At 53.2% G+C, this 26,792-nt stretch carries 20 protein-coding genes, 1 tRNA gene and 1 CRISPR repeat array; of the genes, 12 read left to right on the top strand and 9 right to left on the bottom strand.

Features of this window, described 5'->3' with window-relative positions; all coding sequences use genetic code 11:
* Positions 1–42: 42 nt before the first annotated feature.
* The 3 genes from E1H13_RS10280 (at position 43) to E1H13_RS10270 (ending at position 3,733) form a co-directional block, all read left to right on the top strand.
* Positions 43–987, top strand: a complete 945-nt coding sequence (locus E1H13_RS10280) for a phosphoribulokinase (RefSeq protein WP_169613323.1) — start codon at positions 43–45, stop codon at positions 985–987.
* Positions 988–1,626: 639 nt separating this feature from the next.
* Positions 1,627–2,853, top strand: a complete 1,227-nt coding sequence (locus tag E1H13_RS10275; protein ID WP_206070311.1) for a pentapeptide repeat-containing protein — start codon at positions 1,627–1,629, stop codon at positions 2,851–2,853.
* A gap of 301 nt (positions 2,854–3,154) precedes the next feature.
* Entirely contained in the window at positions 3,155–3,733 is a 579-nt protein-coding gene (locus tag E1H13_RS10270; RefSeq protein WP_169613371.1) for a DUF4334 domain-containing protein, read from the top strand.
* 170 nt (positions 3,734–3,903) lie between these two features.
* Here the strand turns inward: E1H13_RS10270 and E1H13_RS10265 are convergent, their stop codons facing one another.
* Entirely contained in the window at positions 3,904–4,653 is a 750-nt protein-coding gene (locus E1H13_RS10265) for an ABC transporter substrate-binding protein (protein ID WP_169613321.1), read from the bottom strand.
* 62 nt (positions 4,654–4,715) lie between these two features.
* Between E1H13_RS10265 and E1H13_RS10260 the strand changes: the two genes are divergently transcribed.
* Both E1H13_RS10260 and E1H13_RS10255 read left to right on the top strand, forming a co-directional pair.
* Positions 4,716–5,612 (top strand): phytanoyl-CoA dioxygenase family protein, encoded by an 897-nt coding sequence (locus E1H13_RS10260; RefSeq protein WP_169613320.1) that lies wholly within the window; start codon positions 4,716–4,718, stop codon positions 5,610–5,612.
* Between the two features lie 248 nt (positions 5,613–5,860).
* The gene (locus E1H13_RS10255) at positions 5,861–7,792 is read left to right on the top strand and encodes a primary-amine oxidase (protein ID WP_169613319.1); all 1,932 of its coding nucleotides are present in this window, start codon (positions 5,861–5,863) and stop codon (positions 7,790–7,792) included.
* A 58-nt stretch (positions 7,793–7,850) separates the two neighbouring features.
* Here the strand turns inward: E1H13_RS10255 and E1H13_RS10250 are convergent.
* Positions 7,851–7,921: transfer RNA gene (locus E1H13_RS10250), tRNA-Gly, on the bottom strand.
* A 313-nt stretch (positions 7,922–8,234) separates the two neighbouring features.
* On the opposite strand from E1H13_RS10250, the gene E1H13_RS10245 reads away from it, so the two are divergent.
* Positions 8,235–8,639 carry a hypothetical protein gene (locus E1H13_RS10245; RefSeq protein ID WP_206070309.1) on the top strand — a complete coding sequence of 135 codons (405 nt, stop codon included), beginning with the start codon at positions 8,235–8,237 and terminating at the stop codon, positions 8,637–8,639.
* A gap of 74 nt (positions 8,640–8,713) precedes the next feature.
* Here E1H13_RS10245 and E1H13_RS10240 read toward each other — a convergent pair whose 3' ends face one another.
* Together E1H13_RS10240 and sbcD are read right to left on the bottom strand one after the other, a co-directional pair.
* Positions 8,714–9,796 (bottom strand): tetratricopeptide repeat protein, encoded by a 1,083-nt coding sequence (locus tag E1H13_RS10240; RefSeq protein ID WP_169613318.1) that lies wholly within the window; start codon positions 9,794–9,796, stop codon positions 8,714–8,716.
* Positions 9,797–9,860: 64 nt separating this feature from the next.
* Positions 9,861–11,174: an exonuclease subunit SbcD gene (gene sbcD / locus E1H13_RS10235; protein ID WP_169613317.1), complete on the bottom strand. Its 1,314-nt coding sequence runs from the start codon at positions 11,172–11,174 to the stop codon at positions 9,861–9,863.
* Between the two features lie 349 nt (positions 11,175–11,523).
* Here sbcD and E1H13_RS10230 point away from each other — a divergent pair, with 349 nt between their 5' ends.
* Both E1H13_RS10230 and E1H13_RS10225 read left to right on the top strand, forming a co-directional pair.
* Positions 11,524–12,540 carry an AI-2E family transporter gene (locus E1H13_RS10230; RefSeq protein ID WP_169613316.1) on the top strand — a complete coding sequence of 339 codons (1,017 nt, stop codon included), beginning with the start codon at positions 11,524–11,526 and terminating at the stop codon, positions 12,538–12,540.
* A gap of 1,776 nt (positions 12,541–14,316) precedes the next feature.
* Entirely contained in the window at positions 14,317–16,710 is a 2,394-nt protein-coding gene (locus tag E1H13_RS10225) for an NACHT domain-containing protein (protein WP_169613315.1), read from the top strand.
* Here the strand turns inward: E1H13_RS10225 and E1H13_RS10220 are convergent.
* On the bottom strand, positions 16,707–17,999 hold the full coding sequence (locus tag E1H13_RS10220; protein ID WP_169613314.1) for a Glu/Leu/Phe/Val dehydrogenase: 1,293 nt from the start codon (positions 17,997–17,999) through the stop codon (positions 16,707–16,709). The genes E1H13_RS10225 and E1H13_RS10220 overlap by 4 nt on opposite strands.
* 492 nt (positions 18,000–18,491) lie before the next feature.
* Between E1H13_RS10220 and E1H13_RS10215 the strand changes: the two genes are divergently transcribed.
* Positions 18,492–18,713, top strand: coding sequence for a hypothetical protein (locus E1H13_RS10215; protein WP_169613313.1), 222 nt, complete (start codon positions 18,492–18,494; stop codon positions 18,711–18,713).
* Here E1H13_RS10215 and grxC read toward each other — a convergent pair.
* Positions 18,710–19,030, bottom strand: a complete 321-nt coding sequence (gene grxC, locus E1H13_RS10210; protein ID WP_169613312.1) for a glutaredoxin 3 — start codon at positions 19,028–19,030, stop codon at positions 18,710–18,712. The two genes, E1H13_RS10215 and grxC, sit on opposite strands and share 4 nt — an antisense overlap.
* Before the next feature lie 394 nt (positions 19,031–19,424).
* Between grxC and E1H13_RS10205 the strand changes: the two genes are divergently transcribed.
* A complete protein-coding gene (locus tag E1H13_RS10205; protein WP_169613311.1) occupies positions 19,425–20,558 on the top strand; it encodes a hypothetical protein in 1,134 nt (377 codons plus the stop codon).
* A gap of 241 nt (positions 20,559–20,799) precedes the next feature.
* On the opposite strand, the gene E1H13_RS10200 is transcribed toward E1H13_RS10205, so the two are convergent.
* Positions 20,800–21,888, bottom strand: coding sequence for a DUF4268 domain-containing protein (locus E1H13_RS10200; protein ID WP_169613310.1), 1,089 nt, complete (start codon positions 21,886–21,888; stop codon positions 20,800–20,802).
* 224 nt (positions 21,889–22,112) lie between these two features.
* On the opposite strand from E1H13_RS10200, the gene ilvC reads away from it, so the two are divergent.
* Positions 22,113–23,108 carry a ketol-acid reductoisomerase gene (gene ilvC, locus E1H13_RS10195; protein ID WP_169613309.1) on the top strand — a complete coding sequence of 332 codons (996 nt, stop codon included), beginning with the start codon at positions 22,113–22,115 and terminating at the stop codon, positions 23,106–23,108.
* A gap of 37 nt (positions 23,109–23,145) precedes the next feature.
* Here ilvC and E1H13_RS10190 read toward each other — a convergent pair whose 3' ends face one another.
* On the bottom strand, positions 23,146–23,433 hold the full coding sequence (locus E1H13_RS10190; protein ID WP_169613308.1) for a DUF427 domain-containing protein: 288 nt from the start codon (positions 23,431–23,433) through the stop codon (positions 23,146–23,148).
* A gap of 230 nt (positions 23,434–23,663) precedes the next feature.
* On the opposite strand from E1H13_RS10190, the gene E1H13_RS10185 reads away from it, so the two are divergent.
* Positions 23,664–24,506, top strand: a complete 843-nt coding sequence (locus tag E1H13_RS10185; protein ID WP_169613307.1) for a glycosyltransferase — start codon at positions 23,664–23,666, stop codon at positions 24,504–24,506.
* A 349-nt stretch (positions 24,507–24,855) separates the two neighbouring features.
* Here the strand turns inward: E1H13_RS10185 and E1H13_RS10180 are convergent, their stop codons facing one another.
* Entirely contained in the window at positions 24,856–25,143 is a 288-nt protein-coding gene (locus E1H13_RS10180) for a hypothetical protein (protein WP_240966575.1), read from the bottom strand.
* 774 nt (positions 25,144–25,917) lie between these two features.
* Positions 25,918–26,387: direct repeats of the CRISPR family, unit length 35 nt; unit sequence GTTCAAATCTCATTACCCCGCAAGGGGACGGAAAC.
* Positions 26,388–26,792 lie beyond the last annotated feature (405 nt).

Below are 26,792 nucleotides of genomic sequence, written 5' to 3'. Positions count from 1 at the left end.
TACAATGGAATGACTCGCTCTTTATTTCCCCTGGAGATTGCTATGGTTAGTCGTCCGGTTATTCTAGGTATCGTCGGAGACAGTGCTGCAGGGAAAACCACCCTGACCAAAGGGATTGCCCAAATTTTGGGTGAAGATCAAGTCACCACGATCTGCACCGACGACTACCACCGCTACGATCGCAAGCAGCGGAAAGAAATGGGCATTTCGGCCCTCCACCCCGACTGCAACTACATCGATATTATTCAGCAGCATCTCACCCTGCTACGCACCGGACAACCCATCCTCAAGCCCATCTATAATCATACCTCCGGGGAATTTGATCCCCCTGAATATATCCAACCAAAGCGTTTTGTGATTGTGGAAGGGCTGCTGGGGTATTCCACCCGTGCCTGCCGCGACGCCTACGATGTCAAGGTTTACCTGGCCCCTCCTGAAGACCTGCGGGCCACCTGGAAGATCAAGCGAGACACACGCAAGCGGGGATACTCCCCTGAGGAAGTGATTAAGCAAATCAAAGCTCGGGAATTTGACTCAGAATCATACATTCGTCCCCAGCGACAGTGGGCGGATGTGGTGGTCAGTTTTTATCCGCCCGAGGGTGAAAGCCAAGCCGATGAGTTACTGCTGAACGTGCGGCTGGTGCTACGACCTACCATTCCTCACCCTGACTTTTCTCACCTATTAGAGACTAAAGAAGGAGGGAGCTTGGGAGATGCGGTGCGCATGGGGCTCGATCGCGACATGGGCAAACCCGTAGATGTGCTGGAAATTGATGGCCATGCCACTGAAAAGCCAGTGCAAGAACTGGAGCGCACCTTGTGTAGCGAAATTCCCTACCTGGGCAAGTTCTGCAGCATTGAGGGCAATACCGACATTGGCACCTTGATCGGCACTACGGGCGAAACCTTACGCAGCTTCCCTTTGGCCCTGACCCAGCTGCTGATCACCTACCACATGCTGAAAGCCGCCAACATCTACGAGTAATGCTGGGTAGGCGGTCTGCTGGAATCGAGTTTTGCCTCCCTAGTTCCCCGCTTTCGGGGGGCAGGCTTCAAATTCCCCCAGAATTATGCCTTCTGGGCACGCTGCGCGAGGGGGGCTTATAGCCCTACGGGCATACCAGAAAAGGGGGCCAAAGCGGAGGAGCTAAAGTCAAGCAAGACTTATGTGTACACAGTAGCTCTGTGGGATACATGACCTGTTAGCTTAGCCTGCCTATTGGCGGCAGACTGCCGAAAAACACAAAAGACATACGACGTCGCTCAGCCCGCAATCACTGAAGGTTGAGCGACGTTGTTCATAAAATGTCTTACGAAGGAAAAAAACTAGTCACCTGGTACGCCATTACCTTGCTAATCTAATTCCTTGAGAGCGATCAGAATTTTGTGTAAATCCCTGTGTCGAGAACGAAAAATCAGGGGTTTCAGTCCTGTCAAGCGTGATTTTCTGAACACTTTCAATTTCTTAGATCTTCTAACTCCTAACTCTCAGCTTCTGGTTAGGACGACATACCTTTGTCACCCACTCATTATACTTTGTGACATCAAGGCACTGATTCTGAGCTAAAAACAGGGTATAAAGATGTTGCACCATGGACGATTGATACTAATCTCACGGTAAGTTATGGCACCATCAGCTAGATATATTCTAAGAAGCGCGCTGCTTAAGCCAGTTCTAATTAGTGGAGCACTATTAGCTTTATCAGTCGCCTTATTTGGGGTTAGTTATTATCTTGCTGAAAGAGACATACAAAAGAAGTACGAAACCCTTCGCACTGGCGATTCATCAGCCAAAAGGGACGTCTTCCTAAACCTAATAAATAGCTGTACCATTCACTCTAATAACAGATGGCTCTCACCAATCTTGAGGTCATTCGGACGATACTGCGAATCCTTCTCATTTAGAGAAGACCTAACGAACCTTGAACTTGACCTAATCGACTTTAATGAAGACCAGGTGCCCGATCTAAGTCACACAAGACTTATGAAGGCGAGTTTGATCGGGGTTGACTTTTCAAGCGTTCAGCTCAACCATGCAGATCTAAGGTATGCCAAGCTGATTGAAGCGAACCTTACTGGTGCTAAAGCAACTGGCGCTAATTTCTCTCAAGCAGATTTAAGCAAAGCGACTTTAAAGTCGGCCCGTCTAAATGCAAGTACATTGGTAGAAGCTACACTACACCATGCTAGCCTTAAGAAGGCTGATATTAGTGACGCCACATTAAACGGTTCAAACCTGAGTGATGCAGAGTTGATTCAAATAACTGCGAGACGTTGCCAGTTAAAAGAGGTGAACCTAACAGAAGCAGATTTATTCAAGGCAAAAGTGGTGCGTTCCAACCTGACAGGAGCAACTCTTGACTCAGCCAATCTTTCATCTGCTTGTTTAATGAACTCTAGTTTTAGACAAGCTAATCTATCTAAAGTTCGCTTGATCAATACAGATCTCAGAGGGGCAAAGCTCGTGTCAGCTAATCTTGAAGGGGCTTTAATAGAAGGAGGTCGTTTTACATCAACAAGCTTTGCAGATAGCAACTTGAGCAATGCAGTTTTGCTAGGAGTAGATTTAAGCAGCGTTACCGACTTGTCTGAAGAACAACTCGCTACAGATACTCCTCCACTACTATGCAATGTTATCCTACCTAATGCCTTGCAACGTTCTATGGGTAATATTCGGTATCGTGATTGTGACAGAGTAGCCCAAGTATTGATTGACGCCCAAGTATTGATTGACATCGAGCGTTTCTCTGATCTGGCTGCAGCCGAAGCACATGTCGGCCTATGGCGAACAAAGTCCTTAACAACGCCTGAAAGGAGGAAAGAGTTGGCTAAGATTTGCCAGGACATCTAGTGTCTTACATGGCCAGCAGAACCCAATAAGGCTTACGGCTATTGGGCTCCATAAAGGCACCTCGATTAATTGCTTTATTACTAAACCTGGAAGCTCAAAAGCATTGAGACCTCGCCTCCATTCTTAATAAGCTTTGTATTTTTCGAGGCTTCTATAATGTATTACCCAATCTGTGACTACCCTAGTGTTCAAGCTTGACGCTGCCCTCAAGTGCTTTGCTTGGGTGTAAGTCCACCAAGGGTCTGGCCGAGTAGTGCAGAATAGGCTTAGCTTGGTCAGCGTTGGCCATGGCATGAAAGCGATGGGTAAGCCTTGCGATCGCAGGCATAAGGGGGACGCCATAAAAACAGATCCGCTAACGTCGATATTGCATGACCGAGAGGCCACTTCTGAGGTGGCGCTCCAGTGCTTTGATGCCTTAGAACCAGTCGACTTGGACTTTATGATCGGTCGTTGGCGAGGGGTCGAAATCGCCACGAACCACCCCATGGACGGGCTGTTGGCCGCTACAAACTGGTATGGCAAGGCGTTTGTTGACCCTGAAACGGTGCATCCGTTGTTGTTTCAGAATGGACAAGGTCATGTCTTTAAAGTTGCCCCTAGCCTTATGGCCATGCGCCTGGGGCTGAAGCTCTCTTTCGTTAAACACAAAGCATTGCGACCTCTGCTACGCCTGCTGATCGCTCTGTCGAAAACTGACACCAGTCAAGCCCGCCTGCGGATGATGGACTATCGCCATCAGGTCAGCGCCACCATGATCTACGACAGGCTGCCGATAAACGACAGCTTTAGAAAAATCGATGACCATACGGTGTTGGGTGTGATGGACTTTAAAGACCTGCCCCAACCCTTTTTCTTTGTTTTGCACCGTGATCAGTGAGTGTGCACTCCAGCCTGGTCATAGTGAGTCACAAATAACGAGTATTCTGCGGCATAAGTCGGCCAACCTTTCCTGATACCTGACCCCTAGAACCTGGCACCTTCAGCGAAGGTAAGTACATTTCTGCCAGCCAGCCCTAGGGATAGCAAGGTTTTGTCGACGTCGAGCGATCAAATACCCAGCTGTGGAAACGGTTTCCAAGGAATCCACGTGGCCCAGAGGGCGGCCAGCGTACCATCGACCAGGGTAGTGGCCAGGGCGGCATTCAGCTTGGTCTGCAAGCCAGGGTTATGTTTTGGGGTGGCGATCGCAAACGGCACCTGGGTTGGCAAGGTAAAACCCAGCTCTAACTGGTCATCCTCCTGGGCGGCGATCGCCAGCACCAGTTCGTCATCAATCAGCGCGTCAATCTCCCCTGCTCTCAGGGCAGCCAGCATTTCGGGCAGCACCTGGTCGCTGCCGGGGAACGGCACGGCGATCGCCTCAGGGAAACTCTCGACCAGAGCAATATTGGTGCTATCGGCTAGGCCACCAACCCGTTTACCCGCCAGATCGGCCACTGAGGTAATACCGCTGCCGATTTTAACCAGAACCGCCTCATCAAACAGACCATAGGGGCGAGTAAAGTTGACCACCTGCTGCCGCTCGGGGGTAATGGCCTGGTTAAACCACACCACATCGTACCGCCCGGTGGCGAAGCAAGTATAGAACTCAGCCATAGGCAAATTGTGCCATAGGGGAATTAAGCCCAGCTGTTGACAGACTACCCGAGCCAGTTCTGGCTCAAAACCGGTGCGCTCTCCTGCCCGGGTGAGATAGCTCATGGGGCGGGCATCAAAATCGCTGGCGGCAATGTGCAATACACCCGGCTCTAGGGTCAGTGGCACAGCTGGGTCGACGTCAGGTAACGGTGGACACATAATCTTTTGGGGAAGAACTTATTATGACAAGTACATCCGGCTTGTCCAATTTTGTCAACTCAATGGATTACCAACCGATTCAGCTTTCTCAAACCCAGATTCAGCAATTCCAAAACGATGGCTTTTTGATTCTGGAGAATTTTTTGCCAGCGGATTTTGCTCAACGCCTGGCCAGCCGCCTGGAGCCCATGTTCCACGGTGAGTTTGAGACTGGCATTTTCCCCGACGAGTGGCACTGGCGTCCGCGCATGAGTCTGCCCGACATTACCCGGGAGATCTGCAACGGCTGGAAGAGCGATCGCACCATCGCCAGCCTAGTGCTCTCCTCAGAAATTGGTCGCCTTAGCGCCACCCTGTCCGGCTGGGACGGTGCCCGCATCGGTCAAGACAGCCTGTGGATGAAGCCCCCCGGTGCCCAGGCGATCGCCATGCACCAGGACGGCGTCTACATCGATTACCTGGACCCGGCCGAGATGATCACCTGCTGGGTCGCCCTCGATCGCGCCACCGCCGCCGATGGCACCCTGGTCTACGCCAAAGGCTCCCACAAATGGCCGATTGCCCAGGTCGAGGGCGAGTTTCATGCCCCCACCAAAGACTACCGCTGGGCTATGCTCCAGGCCGCCGAGAATGCGGGCGTGCCTGAACCAGAGCTGGTCATCGTCGATGTGCCCGCCGGGGGCTGCGCCTTCCACCACGGGCGCACCTGGCACGGTCTTGGCCCCACCACCCGCACCGAGGGCATGTTCCACAGCATCGGTCTGCACACCATCCCCGCCAGCGCCCAGTTCCACCCCACCAACCCCCAGGGGTACATCTATGGCCGCTACAAGCGGGTGGGCAGCACCGAAATGGACGAGAGCTTTTTCCCCATTCTCTGGCGCAACGACGGCTACCGCAGCCCCCACCTGGCGGACTATTGCGACGATCTGCTGGGGAAGGCGATGGCGATCGCCTGACGATTTTGGATTGGCGATTTTGCATTTTGGACTGTTGGCACAATACCTCGACAGTAGGTTACGGCCCTAACACAGGCGATCGCCCCCCAGCTATCTGAAACCTAACCCACCCTACCCACTCCCCACCTCCCCATCTTCCAAATCTCCCCACCTTCCCCACCTCCCCATCTTCCAAATCTCCCCACCTTCCCCACCTCCCCACCTCCCCATCTTCCACCCATCCCCCCAACTACCCCAGGAGCCTACCCATGACCATTGCCCAAGCACGCCCCACTGCTGTCGCCGTTGCCCACCCCCTCGAACCCCTCACTCCCAACGAAATCGCCGCCGCCGTCGCCATTCTGCGCAACCAGAAATCCCTGGGGGCCACTACCCGCTTTGCCACCATCACCCTCAACGAGCCATCCAAGGCAACGGTACTCAGCTTCAAGCCGGGGGATGACATTGTCCGGGAAGCCTTCGCCATCATTCTCGACAATGCCACCGCCCAGACCTATGAGGCGATCGTCTCGCTGACGGAGGGCACTGTAATCTCCTGGCAGCACATTCCCGGTGTGCAGCCGCCGATCATGCTGGATGAGTTCATTGAGTGTGAGAATGCGGTCAAGGCCTGTCCAGAATTTCTGGATGCGATCGCCAAACGCGGCATCACTGACCCCAGCTTGGTGATGGTTGACCCCTGGTCTGCCGGTAACTATGGCATTGCTGACGAAGACGGCGTCCGCCTCTCCCGCGCCCTCTGCTGGGTGCGGGCCAACCCCACCGACAACGGCTACGCCCGCCCGATCGAAGGCGTCATCCCCGTCGTTGACCTCAACAAAATGGAGGTGATCCGGGTCGAAGACCACGGCGTGGTGCCCCTGCCGCCCAATTCCGCCAACTACTCCCAGGAATACATCAAAAACTTTCGCACCGACCTCAAACCCCTGGAGATCATCCAGCCCGAAGGCCCCAGCTTCACCGTCAACGGCCACGAGATCCGCTGGCAAAAGTGGAAAATGCGCATCGGCTTTACCCCCCGCGAGGGGCTGGTGCTCTACACCGTCAGCTACACCGACGACGGCGAAGAGCGGCCCATTCTCTACCGCGCCTCTTTGGCAGAGATGACTGTGCCCTATGGCGACCCCCAGCCCCACCACTACCGTAAAAACGCCTTTGACGTGGGCGAGTACGGTGTTGGTACCCTGGCCAACTCCCTCAAGCTAGGCTGCGACTGCCTGGGCGAGATCTACTACTTCGATGCCTTTATGACCAACTCCCGGGGCGAGGTGGCCCAGATTGAGCACGCCGTTTGCCTCCACGAAGAAGACTTTGGCATTCTCTGGAAGCATGTGGACTGGCGCACCGAAGAGACTGAGGTGAGGCGATCGCGCCGCCTGGTGGTTTCCTTCATCGCCACTGTGGGCAACTACGAGTACGGCTTTTTCTGGTACTTCTACCAAGACGGCACCATTCAATACGAGGTCAAGCTCACGGGCATGCTCAGCACGGCAGCCTTCCCCCCCGGCGAAGTGCCCAAGTACGGCACCCTGATTGCCCCCCAGCTCTATGCTCCCGCCCACCAGCACATCTTCAATGTGCGCATGGATATGTGCATCGACGGCATGCAAAACTCTGTCTATGAGGTGGATGTCGAACCCGAAGCCGACGAGACCCTGAACCCCTACGGCAACGCCTTTTACGCCAAATCGACCCTGCTGGCCAGCGAGCAACAGGCCCAGCGGCTGATCGACCCGATCAAGGCCCGCTACTGGAAAATCGTCAACCCCAACGAAACCAACGCCATGGGCTACCCCACCGCCTACAAGCTGATGCCCGGTGAAAATACCCTACCCCTGGCGCGCCCCCACGCCAGCGTGATGAAGCGGGCCACTTATATGACCAAGCACCTGTGGGTCACCCCCTACGCCCCGGACGAAAAATTCCCGACGGGCAACTACCCCAATCAGCACCCCGGTGGCGAGGGGCTGCCGAAATGGACTGAGGCGAACCGCCCCGTAGAGAACACCGACCTGGTGGTGTGGTACACCTTTGCCCACACCCACATTCCCCGCGCCGAAGACTGGCCGGTGATGCCCACCGCCTACGTTGGCTTTATGCTCAAGCCGCTGAATTTCTTCGACGAAAATCCGGCCAACGACGTACCCCCGGCAGCTAGCAAACACAGCTGCTGTAACTAATGCAGGAGACTTGCCTCCAGTCCCCATGACCTATTATCGGGAACTGTACAACAACAGAAGCGGGTGGGGGGAATCGAACCCCCATCATTAGCTTGGAAGGCTAAGGTTTTACCACTAAACTACACCCGCAAATGGCCCGCGTCGGCCAAAGCAAGCTCTATGGTATCACACCTGCTGAGGGGCCGCAGGGCTATTTCCTTAGACCAGATCGCATCCAGCTTGACCGGTGCCAAGGCCGGGTTGAATGTTAACTTTCTTATCTAGTTGTCCCCTAGTCTGGTAAGAATGCGTAACGGAACTTGATAATCAATTAAGGGAGATTCCAGATCATCCCCGCTTCCCAAGTATGGCAAAGATGGCTGATTGAGCTAAGTGCAGCGGCTGTAGTGCGGGCGATCGCGGCTGGAAGATTCTCAGGAAAGCAGGTAGAAGGGATATACCTATGGGTTTAATCAAGTCTATTTTCGGCGCTATCTTTGGACTAATTGGCGGTATTTTTAAGACCCTTGGCGGGCTAGTGGGCCTGGGCAAGAAATCGGAATTTTTCCTGGAGTTGGATGAGACCGATGGCGGCGGCAAGGCTGAGTCTGCGGCCCAGTCAGCGGCGGCAGAGGCCCAGCCTGCTGATCCTAAGCCAGCGGTGGCTAAGGCTGATTCAGCAGCTAAGGCCAAGCCAGCGGCAGCCAAGGCTGATCCTAAACCGGCCATGGTTCCGGTACCGCCGGTGCCTGAAATCACCAGTTTCGCTGCAGATTATGTGGGTGGGCCATCCATGCCCCGCCGTCGTCGTCCCGGTCCTAGCCTGTCCCCGTTTAAAGATATGGCTAAGCAAATGCCGAGCCGCTAGTTGGCGACGTTATTGCCTCGAATGCATCCCCAAGGGTAGCGACCCCTGGGGATTTTTTGTGGTCGGGGGCGAGGTTAGCGATCGCTCAAAAATCGCAGACTACTGTACAAGTGAAAGGCCCCATCCCAGGCCGAAGGCTGCGGACGAATCAGGTCGACGTGGGGCTCAAACGGAGGCATGACTGTCATAAAGTCTAAGGCCCCATCCCCAAAGCCAGTGAAGTCAGTGTAGGGGGCGGACTGAATGCCCTCCTGACAATGGGCTTTCAGGGCTTTCCAAACGGTGGTGGCGATCAGGCTGGTCTGGGGAGAGGTGTCGGTCATGGAGGGAATCGCGGCGGTGTCCCGGTAGCTAAAGGCGCGATCGCAGAATCGTAAAATACAGCCGCGACGGTGCAGGTGCCAGTCCATGACTTCGGCATAGTCCTGGGTGGCCTGTTTGCGCTTCAGTTTTCCCCAGGGACCCAGGTCCACTATCGACTCGTACAGGGGTAGCGCCCCCACCAGCCAGCGACTAATGTCGCCCCAGCCCAGGTGTAAGCTGCCCCGCTGGCCCGTATTGTCTTGGCAAATCAAGCTGATGTGGGGTTCAAACGATTGAATCGCCTCCACCCGAAACACCGGGAGTGCTTTAATTTGATCCACCGTCGTCCATCGGGCCGGAATCTGTTGAGCTTGCAGCTGCTCACAAAAATATTGCAGTTCCCCCGCTGGCCCCACCCGCAGCAACCGCCAGTGCTGGCTGGGCAAGCGCATGCGGGCTGTGTAAAGATCTAGCTGTAACACCTGGGCTAGCCCCTGAGCCGCCGCCTGACGCTGGGCTCCAGCCACCGGAGCCAGGGCTAATACAGCCGTCTGGGTGGCCCCAGGGCGGTTTTTAGCTGCGTTGAGATCATGCTCCCGCTGCTGGGCCAATTGGTCGCACATCCGCTGCACCCCTTCCCTGGCCTGGCTCAGCACCTTGGGGTTGGCGGTTGTTTGCAACACTCGTGTGTAGGTGACTTGGGCCTTTTCCAGATCGCCTTTGGCCTCCCAATAGCGTCCCATGGCCAGCCTGAGCCAAGGGTCTTGGGGACTTTTGCCCTGCCACTGTTTGATCAACGTAGCAGCCTGGGTCAGTTGCTGGGCCTCTAGGGCGGCCAAAACGAGGTCGTACATAGGACGCGACGCATGAACGTGTGATCAACAGTCTGCCCAGGACGCATCGGGGAATCACCCCAACTTACAACAGCCTCAGTTGTTGCTCTGTGTCCTCGAGGGCAAGGGCTAAATCGAGATCTAAGGGATCAAGATCAGCTAAATCGGCGGCCAGATCAATTGCCGTCTCTTCATTCACCAGGGCGGCCGCAGCGGCCACCATCGGGGCAGACAAATTCTCAAGATCGGGACGATTGGCCAAGTAAGCCTCTAGGGCCGCCAGGGGATCGAGGCTGTTGTCGGTGCCCAACTCTGGCAGGCGGCGGCGACTGACCTGAATTTGAATATCGGGCTGTAGGGTGTAGGTGTGGGCGGCGGCTAAGGCAGCTTCTAGGGCGGCTTGGTCCAGTTGGTTCACCTGGTCGGCCCGCAGGGTGTAGCAACAGCGCACCACGGCGTCGGTAATAGCAGAGGCGGCGATCGCGGCCAACAAATCAGCCTGGGGATCGGTGGCAGTGGTCAAATCCACCTGAATGGTTTTGAACGGACGCACCGGCAATGGGTAAAACTGACCTGTGGCCTGTCCCCGACCCACCTGCACCAGCATGTAACCCTTGTCTTCTTGCTCTTCACTAAAGTCCACCCGCTCGATACTGCCGGGGTAGACCATCAGCGGCTGGTCACAGAGCACCTGATGACGGTGCACATGGCCTAGGGCCACATAGTCAAAGCAGGGGCGGGCCAGCATCGCCATCGGAATGGTAAAGCCTCGCCCTGCTGCCAAAAAGCGCTCCGCCCCATAGGCAGCGGTATCGACCATGGCATGGGCCAGCAGGATGGTGGGTAGTTGGTCGTCCAAACGGCGAATTTCCCCCTCTAGAGCCACCCGCAGTCGATCCAACAGCAGCTCATTCACCTGGGCCATTGACAGCCCCTCGGTCTCGGGCCGGGTGAGCAGGGCCGAGCGAGTCAGCCAGGGCAAAGTGACCACCTGCACCAAGCCGCTGCGGGTATCGATCCGGTGGGTTTCTAGGCGATCGCCCACCACTACACCGGGCACCCCCAGAGTGCGGTAGATCGATAGACTGGCTCCCCCCAGACCCTGGGCATGCTGGTCGTGGTTGCCTACCAGCAGCACCGTGGGAATGCCCGCCGCCGAGAGGCGACAGAACTGCCGGGCCAGGGCCTGTTGCACCAACGGCGGTGGTGTGGCATCGGGAAAGGCATCGCCGCCAAATAGCACCAAATCAACCGATTCCGCTAGGGCGCGATCGATGCAATGGGTGAGGGCGGCGACAAAATCTTCTAGCCTGGTATTCAGGCCAGTTTCGGGATTGAGTCGGCCATGGGCAAAGCCGCTACCCATATGAATATCGGAGAGGTGCAGAAGGTGAATCATAAAAAAGAGGGTCCCACGGGCAAAGCCCTGCTCTGGCCTAGGATACGTGTTGTCCCTCATCATAAAGCCTGGGTCTAAACCTGACACCTCTGTTGTGCTTAGGCCAAGAAGCGGGCGACTGTCCTACCCAGCCTTAAAATGTTCCATGTAATCCTCTATTCAGACTGTTCAGACTGTTCAGACTGTTGGCGAGACTGATTCATCTGGCTGAACTCAGTGTCTTGGACACGGCTGATGGTTAGATGCAATCGACTTTTAACCCTGGCAGAGAGCTTGCCTGTAGGATGAAGAGACTCATGACATCGGGGTGGGCGCGATGGCCAAATACAGCGGTTTCGATCTACAACCCGTGCTGATAACGGCCGGGCTATTGGCCCTGTTAGGAGTGACGGGGCTGCTGCTGTGGGCCATCGCCGACATCCTATTTATGCTGTTTTTAGGGGTTTTACTGGCGATTGTTCTACGGTTTGCGGCGAGCCAGGTGCAGCGCTTTACGCCTATTCCCCATCCCTGGTCTTTAGGGGTGGTCTTGGTTATTGCTTTGGCGGTGCTGGTGGTGAGTGCGGTGCAGCTTGTGCCAGCTTTGGTTGTTCAGATTGAACAACTGGTAGAACAGGTGCAGGCGGCCAGCGACCAACTGCAAGATTTGTTGACCAACCAAGCCTTGGGGGAGCGATTGCCCGATGAACTGCTGGACGAAATTGACCAGACGACTCCTGGTCTACCTGGGGTAGAGCGAATTGCGGATGGCCTGGTGGCAACCTTTGCCGAGGGATTTGGAGTGTTGGCAAATGTTTTATTTATTGTGTTTACGGCTCTGTTTTTAGCGGTAGACCCCCATCGCTACCGTTTCGGCCTGGTGCAACTGGTACCTCCCCAGGGACGGCAGCGGGCTAATCAGATCATTAGCCAGATCATTAGCGGCCTCAAGTCTTGGCTCGTGGGTCGGCTGCTGTCGATGGTGCTGATTGCCATCACAGTCAGCGTCGGGTTGCACTTGATGGGCATTCCTCTGGCCCTGGCCCTGGGGGTGATTACTGGGCTGCTGGAGTTTATTCCGGTGGTGGGACCGCTGCTGTCGGCGGTCCCTGCCATCTTAATGGGGTTCACAGTGGGGCCGATGCGAGCCTTGTACGTGGCCGTGTTTTATCTGGTGGTGCAGCAGCTAGAGGGGAATGTCATGACGCCAATTGTGCAGCTTAAGACGGCTTCGCTGCCGCCAGTGTTGACCCTGACCGCTGTGCTAGCCATGGGATTGGTGTTTGGTCCCCTCGGTGTGTTAATAGCCACTCCCCTAGCGGTGGTGGGGATGATTTTGGTGCAAGAACTGTATATCCGGGACGTACTCGAAAAGGGGACAACTTAAATGCCAGAATCCCGGGTGATACCAAGTCCGAGTCACACAACCTCGATTCCCAAAAGGCCCGCCGTAGGGTGCATTTGCGGCTACAAGGTCATCCGGGAAAGTCCTAGTACAGCAAGGCAGAAGTAAGAAGGCAGAAGGCAGAAGGGGAATCCCTTATGTGAAAGGGGTTTTGCCGCCCAGAAATAGCAGTGCCATTTCCGCCTCAAAGTACTAGTCGCTTTGGTTCGCCGCAATGCACCGCTGGGGTATCGGGGTTAGCCAGGCAGGATTTGGTATGACAATAACAAAGCATCATGGAGCAGCTTCCAGTGGCCTTGCAGCAACTCTGGAGAGTAGGGAAAGCGGGCGTCTTTGCGATCGCTACTTATTCTTTAACCACAAGCAATGCAATAGCCCTTAAACGAAAAACTCGGCCAAGCTTGACCGAGCTCTCTTTTGAGCAAGACACTGATCCCTAGATGAAGACAAGCAAGACGAGCAGTCCACAGACTGTCGCAAGAAAGCTCCCTAGAGGGCCACTCTTATTGTCTGAAACATCGTGACGAAAGCCACACTGATGATCTAGACACACATAAGTACTGTCTCCGTGCAACACAATTGTACTTTTGCCACAACGAGGACATACTATGCCTTCTGGGTGATGGGCGTGGTATTGGGTAACAACCATGAGTTTACTCCCTCTGAAATGTAATTAGCCTTGCGATGTCATTACATCTAGAGGCAACACAAACTCATGAGCGCACTCATGATTGAGCTGCAGCGATTTTCTTAACAAACCGTTGCATTCAGTCAAGCATATTGTTTGAATGTATTAGAAAACACATTTTTGGAGTACTGTCCCCTACTCACCCATGTAATTGCTCTAAACATGCTGAAGTATATAGAGGGGCGTGAAACCCTTGATATCACGGGGTTTTCTACGTCTTCCCTGGTCAGAGAAGGTTAAGATAGGTACTCAGGTAAAACCTCAGAAAGAAAAAATGATAAGTCTGAAGTCCAGGCACCAATTTTCATGCACGGTATAAAGATATAAGGATTCTTAGATTGCAATTGCCTTCACTCTGCTTAGTATTAGATACTAAAAGGTATTAATCTCAGGGTGGATAAATGCATCGAAAGCAATGTGAGTCGTATTCCCAGCTGGCCTTGTCACAGCACCTAGCTCAGCAATCAATTCAAGATTTAGGATGGATAGAGGCGCACCTGAAGCTAAGGTAAGGCTCTATAGCGGTTCTTGATTGGATAAAGTACATTGAAATCCTTGCTACATAAAGCTTACAGGACTTAGACCTTATCTCAATCGGGTGAAAACCGCTATATCAGAAGCAATACTAGGTTTACTTGATAGCCCTCTGATGCTCTGGAAACCTTACTGTGAAAGGATTTCAGCAAAGAATCAAGTCTGCTGAAATCTTTTTACAAGATGCAGGTTTTTTATCACTGGTAAGAAAGGATTTGAAGCCTCACGGAATTGCCAGACCTGTGGAGGTGAATCATCTGGGTTCTCAGTCAAGCACTAGTACAGCAAGGCAGAAGGGGAATCCCTTATGTGAAAGGGGTTTTGCCGCCCAGAAATAGCAGTGCCATTTCCGCCTCAGAGTACTAGCTTGAAATCAGAGCATCTTCTCAATAAGTGCTGGCAACCAGTGCTAGGAAATGAGTTCAGTTTTTTCAACAATTCTGAATTTGGGTTCTACCAGTGGCTATTAAGCAAGTAATTGCCGAATCAAGAATCAAGTAAGTTCTGGCATTTAAAACGCGAGTCAATCAGGGTCCATGTCATCATCTAACGAAAATCCTAAGTATCTAAGACTAAAGCCAGAGTATTACAAAAAGTTTTTGGATGAGTCAAAAAAATGCTTTGGAGATAGTCATATCTCAGATTTAAGGCTTGCTATCTTTCATGCTTCAGGAGTTTCAGTCAGCAAAGCTACCATCGCTCGAATTTTATCAGGTAACAGGGGAAAGTTTGATAATGTTAGAGTCATTTGCGAGCACTATGAATACTTGGTTGAGTCTGAAGACTGGTTGGATGCTTGTGAATCCTATGAAGTTGGATCTTATTCAAGCACAGTAGACCAAAGAATCCCTTCGAAAGTAGATATTGATTTTCTCGTCCATGAGGCTAGAAGGCAAGCTCGATTTTCGTTTGAGGCTCCAGAGCAGTCACAAATGCTTGACAAAAGTTTATGGGTTCGAGAAAACTTTGTTGAGCTCGATATGCTAGAAGTTTCTCAGGTACCTTCAGAGTACCCTGCCCTAAATCGAGAAGTGCTGCTTAACTCTGAAGAAAGTGTAGAGGATGAATTTGACCGAGTTGGTATCAAACTCTTGCGAGGACGAAGAACAAGTGGTTCTAAAATTCTCACCCAATATAGACGGCTATTTGTCTATGGAGATCCTGGTTCTGGAAAAAGTAGTTATCTTCAGTCTGTAGCATTAAAGTGTCGTGACGGTGTTGTTCTAAGCCAATACATTCCAGTGTTTGTTGAAATTAGGCGATATTCTGCTTCTAGCAGTGTCGCAACAATCATGACATTTGTTGAACAGATGTTTGACTCTTGGGGAATTAAGCCTGCAGATTTTGAGTCTATATTGCGGGAAGGTCGAGTTCTGTTTTTATTTGATGGACTAGACGAGGCATTGGAAGGCAAGCGAGCAAGTATTCAATTTATGTTGCAAGAAATGCTCGACAATTATGAAAATTGCAAATTTTTATTTACTTCACGATTAGCCTCTTTATTTTCCTTTCAAGGTGTCCAGAAAGTAATTATCTCTCCTTTTTACTCCAATAAGCAGATTCCACAATTCGTACGTCGTTGGTTTGTCTTCCATGGCAGCAACGAAGAAGTAGCAGACTCGATGCTAGAGAAACTGAGATCCCCCAGGTATGCCAGTATTCGCGAAATATCGCGTCGCCCCGTTTTGCTTAATCTGCTGTGCGTAACCTACGACAGCAATGGAGACTTTCCCACCCAAAGAGCAGGTGTATTCTCTAGCGGTATTTCTGTGTTGGCCAGGCAGGGGCAGTCAAGTAGCCTAGCTATTGAAAATGTGCCTAATTTTAAAGAGAAAGACATCAAAAACATATTGGGTCAGATAGCGAACTACTTTTTTGTGAATCTCAATGAGCAGATTTTATTTGCTATACGAGACGTTGAAAGAATCATAACCAGGTATTGCCAAGAGACTTATCACGTCAATCCTGCAATAATTGATGGCAGAAGCATTATAAAAAATATAGAACAGTTCAACGGCTTACTAGTAAGATGGGGAGAAATTTACTGTTCCTTTTCCCATTTGACCTATCAAGAGTACTTCACAGCCGAGCATCTTATCAGCACAAACACCTATAAAAATGTTTATCACTATTTAGCTGATCGACGATGGAACTTCGTGATTGAGCTCGTTTCTGAATTGGTGCCGAGAGAGTGTGCCTGGGAGTTTTTCTTGGGTTTCAAAATGAAAATCGATAGCTATGTTAATGGTGACATAAAGATAGTTGGTTTTCTGAAAAAGGTTGACCGGGCTGCTACATTTGTGTCTTACGCTACTACGAGTAGTGGTAAGCCTCATATTCAGACCTTGATTCGAGCGTGGTATTTTGCCATGGCTCTTGAAGATTCAGGAGGAAATATAAACTTTAACGCATATCAGAAAAAAATTGACTTGCCCGATTTTCACTTAGCCACAAGCATGGTAGACAACAATATATTGCAAGGGCATAAGTTACTTTACAGAGCATATCACTATTGTGGTGAAGCAGATAAAGCAGCAAGCTTTGAATTAAGCATTCAACGGTTGCAGAAGTTCTTTAGAAATGATTCCCAGCGGCAAGATGTAGTTGAGGGATGGCTTCATCTTATTGGTGAGCAAAAAGCTAGGTTTGATACTATGGAGGACTGGTGGGAGGCAAGAAGGTATCGTTGGCAAAGTAGTTTAGCCAATTTTTTGAAGACGCTTGGCTTGCCTTTTCTTCATGGACTAAATTCAGAGCAGGTTGAGCGCTTACGTACCTATTATCGGGTTAGCAGACTTCTTTCAACCTGTATAAATAGATCTAATTTACCAGGCGAAAATTTTGCTGAACTGGCAGACTCTTTGCTTAGAATCACCAATTTAAGTTCGGACGGCATGATGAACTTCTCTGATTCTGGGGATCAAGGCTAAATCCCACTGACGTAATAATCGCGGGTGCCTTTGGCGTTCAGGGCATCCCCCAGGCGTTCCAGGGCATGCACATAGGCGGCGGTGCGGGGAGAAATAGACAGGTCTTGGGCAATATCCCAGATGCTTTCTGCCTCGGTGACAATCATCGATTTCAGCCGGTGATTGACGTCTTCCAAAGACCAATAGAGACCACTGCGATTTTGTACCCACTCAAAATAGCTGACCGTCACCCCTCCCGCATTCACCAGAATATCGGGAAACACATAAATGCCTTTCGTCGCCAAAATATCGTCGGCTTCGGAGGTGATCGGGCCGTTGGCTACTTCAAAAATGTACTTAGCCTGAATAGCGTCAGCGTTTTCAGCGGTGATCTGGTTTTCCAGCGCTGCCGGAATCAGAATATCCACATTTAGAGCCAGCAGTTCCTCGTTAGTTAAGATGCTGTGATCTTGCACAATGTTGCACACTGTCCCTTCGCAGTACACTGCCTTCAGGCTGCGGGTTGATGTCTTAAATTGCTGAATGCTCGGAATATCTAGCCCTTGGGGGGCGTACACTCCCCCCTGGGAATCGCTGACCGCTACGACCTTGTAGCCAGCGTCAAACAGGTGGCGGGCCACGACGCTGCCGGCATTGCCAAACCCCTGCACCGCCACCGTCGTCAGCTCGGGTGCTTTGCCAAATCGGGCCATCAGCGCTTGCAGCACATAAAAGGCCCCCGTGCCCGTGGCGGTGTCGCGGCCCTGGCTGCCCCCCATGCTCAGAGGTTTGCCGGTAATCACCGCCGGACTTAGCTTACGGCGAATGATGCTGTACTGATCCATCATCCAGCCCATGATCATCGGGTTGGTGTAGACATCGGGAGCGGGCACGTCTACGTCGGGGCCAATGAAGTTGGCGATCGCGTCGATATAGCCCCGGCTCAGCCGTTCTAGCTCAAACATCGACAGTTCTTTGGGGTTCACGGTCACCCCCCCCTTCGCCCCCCCCAGGGGTAAATTCAACGCGGCGCACTTAAACGTCATCCAAAAGGCCAGGGACTGTACTTCGTCGAGGGTGACACTGGGATGGAAGCGAATCCCGCCCTTGGTAGGGCCACGGGTATCGTCGTAGCGCACCCGGTACCCCTGAAACACCCGCAGAATGCCATTGTCCATCCGCACCGGAATCGATACCGTCAGACTGGCTTTGGGATAGCGCAACCGTTCCGAAGCGTCTTCGGAAATAGTGACGTACTTCAGGGCCTTTTCTAGACGACGGTTAGCATCGGACAAAATCGATGGAGCCATAACAAAACAGCTGGAGGTCCAGCCTAAACAATGATTTCAGCGTGGGATTGCAGCATTGGCCTAGCCAGGGTGCCCAAGGGGAAAGACCCCACTAGCAAGCCGCCATAGTTCGCCTTTTGGGGGCAACCCCTGTCGCCATTGTCTGGGGAATGGCCAACCCGCTGCCGAGGGCATTACAAGAACGTCATTATTTGTCGTGAATCCTCACATGGGGCTGTATTCAGCCCAGGGTACTCACATAGCTGTGCTTCTTAAACAAGTCTTTAGTTCGCCATAAACCATTTTTTTTATTTTTCACCGCAAACTAGAGGTAGCGGGTTCCAGCTAAACCCTGATCTAGAGTTTTGACAAGGTCAGTATGGTGGGCTGAGTCTAAGGTCTGGGAGGAGGACGTTGTTTAAGACGTTGTTTAGATGGAACACGCTTTGGGCCTCGACCGAGGGACGGCCTTGTTCAATCTACCGGAGGTAAAGCCGGTTAGCCATCATGCCTATGTTGTGCAGTTCCTGCGAAAACCAATCCCACTGTCTACCCGCTCAGCTGGCGACTCGAGACAGTCATCTAGAGGCGATGCTAGGTCAGCTGCAAAGCTGTAACGTCAAGTCGCCTGCAACACCGCGATCGCCCCAGCGAACCGGTTGGCGTGGCCTAGTTCTGCGCCTACAACGGTTGTGGCGTGGGTTAAGAGGGCGAGTCATGGCCTGGTGGACCTAAGCGGCCTCAGCCGGGGTCAGCAACAGCGCATCGAGCTGCCCCTGGCGATCGAGGGCATAGAGGTCATCACAGCCGCCAATGGGGCGATCGTTAATAAAAACCTGAGGTACAGTTTTTCGACCTTCAGCCCGTTGGGCCATGCGCAGGCGAGCACCGCCGTCGCCGTCAATTTTGTATTCTGTAAAGCCAACTCCCTTCCACCACAACAGCAACTTGGCGCGAATGCAGTAGGGGCAGGTTTGCCAGGTATAAATTTCGACGTTGGCTTTGACGGGTAAGGGGCGACGCCCCATCAGCCGGGCAAGTGGGTCAAGCATGGTTGATATTGAACACTCCAACTCTATTGTGGCAGAGCTTCACCTTAGGGATATGCACCCTGCGTTGATCTGGGTGCTCAACCCACCATTACCCGACAGCATCACGCCAACTGCTATGGTCCCTGAAGGGAGGTTTCAAAAGCCTTGAAACCAGCCACCCGTATGCCCAGTCCTCTGATTGAGTTGCCGAGGCATTTCTGCTAGAGTCCTCTTCGGGGAAAAAGTCATTGTCTCTGCCTTGTTAGAGAATTTTATGGAATGACAACCATTCCTAGCCAGTTGCCTGGTTCACGTATTCAGCCCTTGCCCCAAACCCTGATTAGCCATTGCGACATCAAGGTTTGGGGAGTCTGTTCGGACAGGGGCTAAGCCTAATTAGCAAAAGGTCTTCAATATGAAAAGCCGCTCGATTTTGACATATGCAGCTTTGGCCTATGGCGCTGCCGTCACGGTTATGAGCACTCCCCAGCTTGCCAGGGCAGCCGTGCCCATGTCGGCCGCCCCGGTTATCGCCCAACAGGCCGACTGGAACCTGATAGGCGAAGGGGAAGGAACCCTATCAATCGGTAATCGCCCCAGCCAAACGGTGACCTTCGTTACCGTCACCGGCCGCCCCAATCAGCTAGTGGAGATTTCTCTGCGTTTGGCCGATGGCAACTTGCAGCGCTGGGACGGGCAACTGGTCAGTCGCAGTGGGGATGAGGCCCAGATCCAGCTAATCAGCGCTGGCGGGGCTGATGCCTCGGGCACACTCACCGTCCGCTACCAAGGCAACACTGTAATCTCCCTGAGCGGCAGTGGCACCCTGGATGGCCAACCCTTATCGATTCGTTTCACCATCGCCGACGACAGTGTCAGCCGTCCCCCGACGGCTGAGGTGGTGACCCTGACGCAGCAAGGACAAGGGGTGTTCGGTCTTCAAGGGCGTTCAAACCAGAACATTACCTTTGCCTCGGTGACTGTACAGCCAGATGACAGGGCCGAGCTATCGATTCGCCTGGCGGACGGCAACAATATTACTTTTGGAGGACAGCAAACCCGCAAAACAGCGGAAGACATTGTCCTTAATCTCACCTCTTCGGGTAATGCAGATGCCCAGGGGCCGGCCAATATTCGCTATGGCCCGAATAACTCGATCATCAGCATTTCGTCGAATGGCACCCTGGATGGTCAGCCCTTCTTTATTCAATTCAGTGGCCAACAAGCCGCTACCCAGCCCCCCGCTACTCCCCCTGCTGCCGGAACTGTCATTTGCACTGGACAGATGCAAAATGGCTGGCAATATCGGGCTGAGGCTGCAAATCAGCGGTTCACACAAATTCAATGGGAGCGAGCAGGCGCAGAACCCACGGTCTCAACTCTGCGGTTTGCCCAAAATAATGCCCAGGGACAGCCAATTTACCGGGGATCCTTTCGAGCGGCTACGGAGTTGGCCCTGGTTGACCTCAGTGGTGGCAATCCCCGCTCAGGCTCTCAGGTATCCATTGGGGTAGAGGAGTGGGGTTGGTCGCGAGGCAACTGTCGCTAAAGGGCAGGCCCTAACGGTCAGCAAAGCTGCCGATGTAACCCGCCGCTCGATCAATCAATGCTTGGGCCAATCACCTAATCAGCCCCTCCTGGATCAGCCCTTAGGAGGGGCTGACGCGACTACAGGCGGCCAGGCGGAGCGGTTGCGGCGATCGGCCTCTGTCATCGTTTCGGCCTGCAAAGCTACCCGCAAGGAGCGGGAACAGTCTGAAAGCTGAGGAATTGAAAAAGCGGGCAGATCCCTAACCTCGCTGGCTGGCCGGTAAAATCAGGGCATCCGTGAGGGGGGCCGATCGCCGGGGTAGAGGTTGGTAAGCGGCGGCATCGAGCTGTTTAATCCGGTCAAAGAAGGCTTCGTAGAACCGTTCCAGGCAGTGGCAGAACCAGGCTTGGTAGTCGGGCCAACGATCGCGATCGCCCACATTCACCCCTTCCAGCACAGTGGCCACCACACAGGTGTGCTCCCCGGCGTCATCCCAGATTAGGGGCAGGTCGGTTTCGTCGGCGATCAGTTCTTTTTCGTGGGCCAGCAGGTAAAAGTGGGGATGGGCATCAATCCCAGATAGCAGCAGCTCGGTGTAAAGGCTGTGGTGGTCGCGATCGAGGATGGCGTTGAGGCGGAACCCGGCTCGGGCAATGGCAAAGCCCAGGGTGGCTTCAGGGGTGGGGGAGCCGGGCTTCACCAGACTGCCCTGGCGATCCAGGCGATCGCAGAGGCCGCTCCAAAAGTCCAGATTTTCTTGTTGCAACTCGGTCAGGGGCTCGGGTTCTGGTTCTGTCTCTGGGTCTGGTTCAGCGCCAGAGTCAGCGGACTTTGGGGCGATACCCTCAGCCAGGTCAGTGGCCCCATCCTCTTCCACAGGGGTAAAGTTAACCGCCATGGCATTTTTACCAATCTGCCACAGCTCCAACTCAACAGCAGTAAAGGTAACAGCCCCCGCACCCAATTGGTTCAGCCAGCCCAAGGCCAACTGTTGATCAGCCGCAAAATCGGCTGCAATCCAAATCACCGAGGTGGCAGACTCGGCCGCAGCCCAGGCGATCAACTCTCCTAGGTGAGTGGCGTCAGTGGTCCCCATCTGCACAGTGATGAGCACCGGAATATCGCCAGCATCCACCAGTGTCAGATAGTTGAGGTCCTCGTCAATGGCATCGACTAAAGCGGCGGGATCGGCGATCGCCAGCTCCAACCCCAGGGCCTCGTTCAGGAGTTCCAAATTTTCGGGCTCGATCAGCCAATGTTGAAAGTCGGCTGGGCTCTGCCAGTAGTCCACCGGATCAATTTTTTCGAGCCGTCCTAGCTTGGGTTTGGCAGATCGCTTGGGCCGCATGGGTGTGTTAGCTCTAGCAAAAGGTTAGTACGTGATCCTATTATGGCGCGGCGACGGCCCACAACCGCAGCCGAATTAGTGCTACCTCACACCGTCGTTTCCTTAGCCCCCTTTGTTTTGGCCCCCTTTGTTTTGGCCCCCTTTGTTTTGGCCCCCTTTGTTTTGGTAAGATCAAGAGCTTGCACCGCAAACCCCAGCCAGTGGATTAAGTAAGGAGAACGCCCATGGCCCGCATGTATTACGACAGTGACGCTAATTTAGATTTACTCAACGGCAAAACCGTTGCCATTATTGGCTATGGCTCCCAGGGCCATGCCCACGCTCTCAACCTCAAAGATAGCGGCGTTAATGTCATTGTCGGTCTATACGAAGGCAGCCGCTCTGCCGCCAAGGCCGAAGCGGAAGGGCTGACGGTAAAGCCCGTGGCTGATGCGGTGAAGCTGGCCGACTGGGTGATGATTTTGCTGCCCGACGAAGTGCAAAAGGCGGTCTACAAAGACGCCATTGCCCCCAACCTGGAAGCAGGCAACGTGTTGCTGTTTGCCCACGGCTTCAACATTAACTTTGGCCAAATTGTCCCCCCCAGCGATGTGGATGTGGTGATGGTAGCCCCCAAAGGCCCCGGTCACCTGGTGCGCCGCACTTACCAGGAAGGGCAAGGGGTGCCCTGTCTATTTGCGGTCTATCAAAATGCCACAGGTCAGGCCCGCGATCGCGCCATGGCCTATGCCAAGGGCATTGGCGGCACCCGGGCTGGCATCCTGGAAACCACCTTTAGAGAAGAAACCGAAACCGATCTGTTTGGGGAACAGGTGGTTCTCTGTGGCGGCCTCAGCGAGCTGATCAAGTCCGGCTTTCAAACCCTGGTGGATGCCGGCTACCAACCAGAGCTGGCCTATTTTGAATGCCTGCACGAGGTGAAGCTGATTGTGGACCTGGTGGTGGAAGGCGGCCTGGCCCAAATGCGCGACAGCATCTCCAACACCGCTGAATACGGCGACTACACCCGGGGTCCCCGGATCATCACCGATGAAACCCGGGCCGAAATGAAGAAAATTTTGACCGAAATTCAGACTGGTCAATTTGCCCGCGAGTTTGTCCTGGAAAACCAGTCCGGTAATGCCGGGTTTACGGCCATGCGCCGCCGGGAAGCGGAGCACCCGATTGAAGAAGTGGGTAAGGACCTGCGGGCCATGTTTAGCTGGCTGAAGAAGGTCTAGTCGTCCTGGGGCTGGGTATGCCCAGCCCCAATCCAACCTACGATTCCATCGTCACCTTGTTGCGGTAAAAAGCCACATACCCTTTGATGTTGCTGGCGGCTGACTTGGGTTCTGGGTAGTACCAGGCGGCCCCGGGGTTAACCTGGCCATCGACGACGATGTCGTAGTAGTTGGCGGTGCCTTTCCAGCCACAGACCGTGGTTTTATCGATCGGTTGAAAGTAGTCCTGGTTCAGGGACTCCGGGGGAAAGTACTGATTGCCTTCTACGACTTCGCACTGGTCGCTTTCGGCCAAGACAACGCCGTTCCAGGTAACTTTGGCCATAGTGGTTGTGTCCTCGATGTGATTGCAATGCCTATTCCTTAGGGTACCGGGCTCAGAGGTTGTTTGAAAAAGGTGATCCCAGGTATAGTTTGCCGCCAAGAGGCCATAAACTCCCTGAAGTTTGAGGACATTGGTCTAACTCCACAGGTATAACCTAAAAGGCTCTTTGACTTTTCAAACAACCTCTCAGGGTAAATTTTGGTGTCCCCTCCAGGAGGATTCGACCGGCTATGACCATTGACATCGCGTTTTCCCTGAATAAAGGGGTGATGGTCGGCATGCTGGCCGCCTTAAATTCGGTGGCCCGCAATACCGCCCATCCCACAGCCCTGCGGTTTAACATTGCCGTGCCCCCGGCAGAGCAGGGGGAGTTTGAACAAGCCCTGCGGCAGTACTTCCCAGATCCGCCGTTTCAGTGGCGGTTGGCCGGGTTTACACCGCCCCAGTATCTGGCAGACTACCTGAACCAGCGGTTTAAGCCCCAAAACCGCGATCGCCAGAACTCGCGCTACATGCAGTATGCTCGCTTGTTTTTGGGTAGCCTGTTTCCCGACCTGACTAAAGTCATTTACCTAGATGCCGATGTGATTGTGCTGGGGGATGTGGCCCAGTTGTTTGAAAGCACCCAGTTGACCTCGGACCTTTATTTTGCAGCGGTGCCCCACTTTTTCCCGGCCTTCCTTTACTTTGGCAAACCGCTGAAAGCCTGGTCAGAAATTAGAGCCTTTGAGAAAACGTTTAACAGCGGCCTGATTGTCACCGACGTCAGCCACTGGGGCGAGGCCACCTATGCCACCATGCGCCACTACATGGACTGGGACGCCAGCTACGACTATCGCCTGCTCAACCTGGGGGATGAAACCCTGCTGAACCTAATGTTCAAGCACTATCTGCACTTGGATGCCCGCTGGAACCGCTGCGGCTATGGCAACATGCGGCCCCTGGCCTGGCTGTTGAAAAAAGACCTGAAGCAGGTGGCCGTCATCCACTGGAGCGGCGGCCACCACAAGCCCTGGCGCACCCCCAACATTGTCTATGGCGATATCTGGCGGCAGTATGCGGTGATGAGCTAGTACCGCTACGCGGAATTCAAAATGCAAAGTTCAAGGTGAAAAATTGTTGCTACGCAAGGATTTTAAGCGTCCTGAAAGGAACACAGCATAGGCATTGGGTCTACGCCTATGCTGCTAGGCTTGTGGTCGTCAGACAAGGGCTGCGGCCACAACCACCAGGGAGTAAACTCCCTGGCTCACCGCAAAAGCCTGCTAAAGCAGACTGGGGAACTCGGCTCCCAATCCTCTTCAGCGGATTTCGGCTTTGAGCCTTGGACTTCTAGTCCTTGGCTCAGCGGCCAATCCGAGGGATCGACCCCTAAATCTGCCTCACCTTGACAGGGCTGGGTACGTTCAGCCTATATCTTCATCACTCTACCTGTCTGTCGCGCCTCAACAAGCTAAATACCTCCCCCTGCTCCGGCGTAATCAAAATCCCAGACGGCGGGATCGTTACCAACTGGCTCCAGGTCGCCTGCTCGGCATAGGTCAACACATGCAGCAGGTTAATCGTCGATCGCACCCCCTCCGGCGAGCCAATCACCAGATGGCGCAACCGCTCTCGCCCTGGCTGGGGGTTGGGGGTGGTCAGGTGCAAGGGATTCAGATCTCCGAGGTCTTGAAGACCTCGGAGATCTTGGCGGGTAAAACACAACATGAGGGTTTCCTCCAAAAAACGAATGGGTAGGAAACCCAAAACTTGGCCGCTCCCAGACAATATGCAGTTCGGAGCGGCCACGAGTAAAATGCTACTCAGCCTCCGAGACAGCCATGATCTGTCGAAGGGGTCAGCCGCTGGTTGGTGCTCCCACACCTTCCAGTGGCGCTCGACCAAATTTTGGGAACCAAGCTGCACGCACACAGCTCTAAGTCAAAAATGTAACCCACCTCTCGACCGGACGCAAGTAAACTTGATACCGTTTTTACCTCGCTTCGCGATACGTCATCCTCACTCATCCGCACGCCGTGACTAAACAACAGGTCTGCTTCTCCTATGACCGGCGCAGGGGCGGTTGACGACTATTGCATGAAACAGAATGGGACCATAGCTCTCTATGCCGGGCGCACTGACCTATCAACAACTTACCCAGGTTTTATCCCAACGCCTCGCGGCGATATCCCCTGCAAAAGGGTAGCCCTAAATACAAAAAAATCTTTTTTGACTAAAATATTGCAGAATGTTTCAGCTTTGTGGGCAAATCTCTGCAAATTGACTATTCTTGGTTAAAAGCTCCCTTTCCTGAGGGGGTCTGCCGAACCTCGAAAACCGCATTATCTCGTTGACCCCCCCAGATGCCTTTCCGTGCAAGGGTTTCAGCCCTTTCTGAGAGTGGGTTGTTGACAGCGATTCTCAATTATTTGCCCCCCTGGCTGACCCCCTCAGATTTGGGGTGTTGAAAGCCTTGCCCCGCAAGGGCTCCAGATCGAGGGGGTTCAAATCTCATTACCCCGCAAGGGGACGGAAACGAAGACCCAGCGATTTATAACCTACCAAGGGCAACGGTTCAAATCTCATTACCCCGCAAGGGGACGGAAACAGCTGAACCCATCCAGGCTATTCAGCGTTAAGCTGTTCGTTCAAATCTCATTACCCCGCAAGGGGACGGAAACATTGAATAGCGGCCAAAGAGTAGCCACAAAAAAGTTCATGTTCAAATCTCATTACCCCGCAAGGGGACGGAAACCATGAAACTGCACTAACTGACACCCCAATAGGGCTGGAGTTCAAATCTCATTACCCCGCAAGGGGACGGAAACCCGTCTAATTTGATAACTGAGGAATCAGTACCCATACGGTTCAAATCTCATTACCCCGCAAGGGGACGGAAACCTTTTTCCCGTTACACGAAATGGCAAGCTCCTTAGAGTTCAAATCTCATTACCCCGCAAGGGGACGGAAACAACGGGAAAGAACGAAGAGGGAAAAACGAAAAAAGAAAACTCTCTGCCTAATTTGATCGTGGTGACAGAATGCTCTTCGTTCTTCGTTCTTCCTTTTTCGTTCTTTCTCTAAATCTCATTACCCCGCAAGGGGACGGAAACAACGGGAAAGAACGAAGAGAGAAAAACGAAAAAAGAAAACTCTCTGTCTAATTTGATCGTGGTGACAGAATGCTCTTCGTTCTTCCTTTTTCGTTCTTCCTTTTTCGTTCTTTCTCTAAATCTCATTACCCCGCAAGGGGACGGAAACGGGGTCTCCTTTTCTGTAGAACAGCATACCTGACCGTTCAAATCTCATTACCCCGCAAGGGGACGGAAACAATGGAAAATCAGAAGGCAGAAGGATGAAGGATGAAAGGGTTGTCT

Origin of the sequence: Nodosilinea sp. P-1105 (assembly GCF_012911975.1) — a bacterium.
GTDB lineage: Bacteria > Cyanobacteriota > Cyanobacteriia > Phormidesmidales > Phormidesmidaceae > Nodosilinea.
This window is presented reverse-complemented; position numbering and strand designations above follow the sequence as displayed.

Coding starts and splice junctions, on each gene's coding strand:
- grxC (WP_169613312.1), bottom strand. CDS start 19,030: ATGCTTGACCCACTTGCCCGGCTGATGGGGCGTCGCCCCTTACCCGTC.
- E1H13_RS10275 (WP_206070311.1), top strand. CDS start 1,627: ATGGCACCATCAGCTAGATATATTCTAAGAAGCGCGCTGCTTAAGCCA.
- E1H13_RS10240 (WP_169613318.1), bottom strand. CDS start 9,796: ATGTACGACCTCGTTTTGGCCGCCCTAGAGGCCCAGCAACTGACCCAG.
- ilvC (WP_169613309.1), top strand. CDS start 22,113: ATGGCCCGCATGTATTACGACAGTGACGCTAATTTAGATTTACTCAAC.
- E1H13_RS10260 (WP_169613320.1), top strand. CDS start 4,716: ATGGATTACCAACCGATTCAGCTTTCTCAAACCCAGATTCAGCAATTC.
- E1H13_RS10270 (WP_169613371.1), top strand. CDS start 3,155: ATGGGTAAGCCTTGCGATCGCAGGCATAAGGGGGACGCCATAAAAACA.
- E1H13_RS10265 (WP_169613321.1), bottom strand. CDS start 4,653: ATGTGTCCACCGTTACCTGACGTCGACCCAGCTGTGCCACTGACCCTA.
- E1H13_RS10205 (WP_169613311.1), top strand. CDS start 19,425: ATGAAAAGCCGCTCGATTTTGACATATGCAGCTTTGGCCTATGGCGCT.
- E1H13_RS10245 (WP_206070309.1), top strand. CDS start 8,235: ATGGGTTTAATCAAGTCTATTTTCGGCGCTATCTTTGGACTAATTGGC.
- sbcD (WP_169613317.1), bottom strand. CDS start 11,174: ATGATTCACCTTCTGCACCTCTCCGATATTCATATGGGTAGCGGCTTT.
- E1H13_RS10255 (WP_169613319.1), top strand. CDS start 5,861: ATGACCATTGCCCAAGCACGCCCCACTGCTGTCGCCGTTGCCCACCCC.
- E1H13_RS10180 (WP_240966575.1), bottom strand. CDS start 25,143: ATGTTGTGTTTTACCCGCCAAGATCTCCGAGGTCTTCAAGACCTCGGA.
- E1H13_RS10225 (WP_169613315.1), top strand. CDS start 14,317: ATGTCATCATCTAACGAAAATCCTAAGTATCTAAGACTAAAGCCAGAG.
- E1H13_RS10220 (WP_169613314.1), bottom strand. CDS start 17,999: ATGGCTCCATCGATTTTGTCCGATGCTAACCGTCGTCTAGAAAAGGCC.
- E1H13_RS10280 (WP_169613323.1), top strand. CDS start 43: ATGGTTAGTCGTCCGGTTATTCTAGGTATCGTCGGAGACAGTGCTGCA.
- E1H13_RS10190 (WP_169613308.1), bottom strand. CDS start 23,433: ATGGCCAAAGTTACCTGGAACGGCGTTGTCTTGGCCGAAAGCGACCAG.
- E1H13_RS10215 (WP_169613313.1), top strand. CDS start 18,492: ATGTTGTGCAGTTCCTGCGAAAACCAATCCCACTGTCTACCCGCTCAG.
- E1H13_RS10185 (WP_169613307.1), top strand. CDS start 23,664: ATGACCATTGACATCGCGTTTTCCCTGAATAAAGGGGTGATGGTCGGC.
- E1H13_RS10200 (WP_169613310.1), bottom strand. CDS start 21,888: ATGCGGCCCAAGCGATCTGCCAAACCCAAGCTAGGACGGCTCGAAAAA.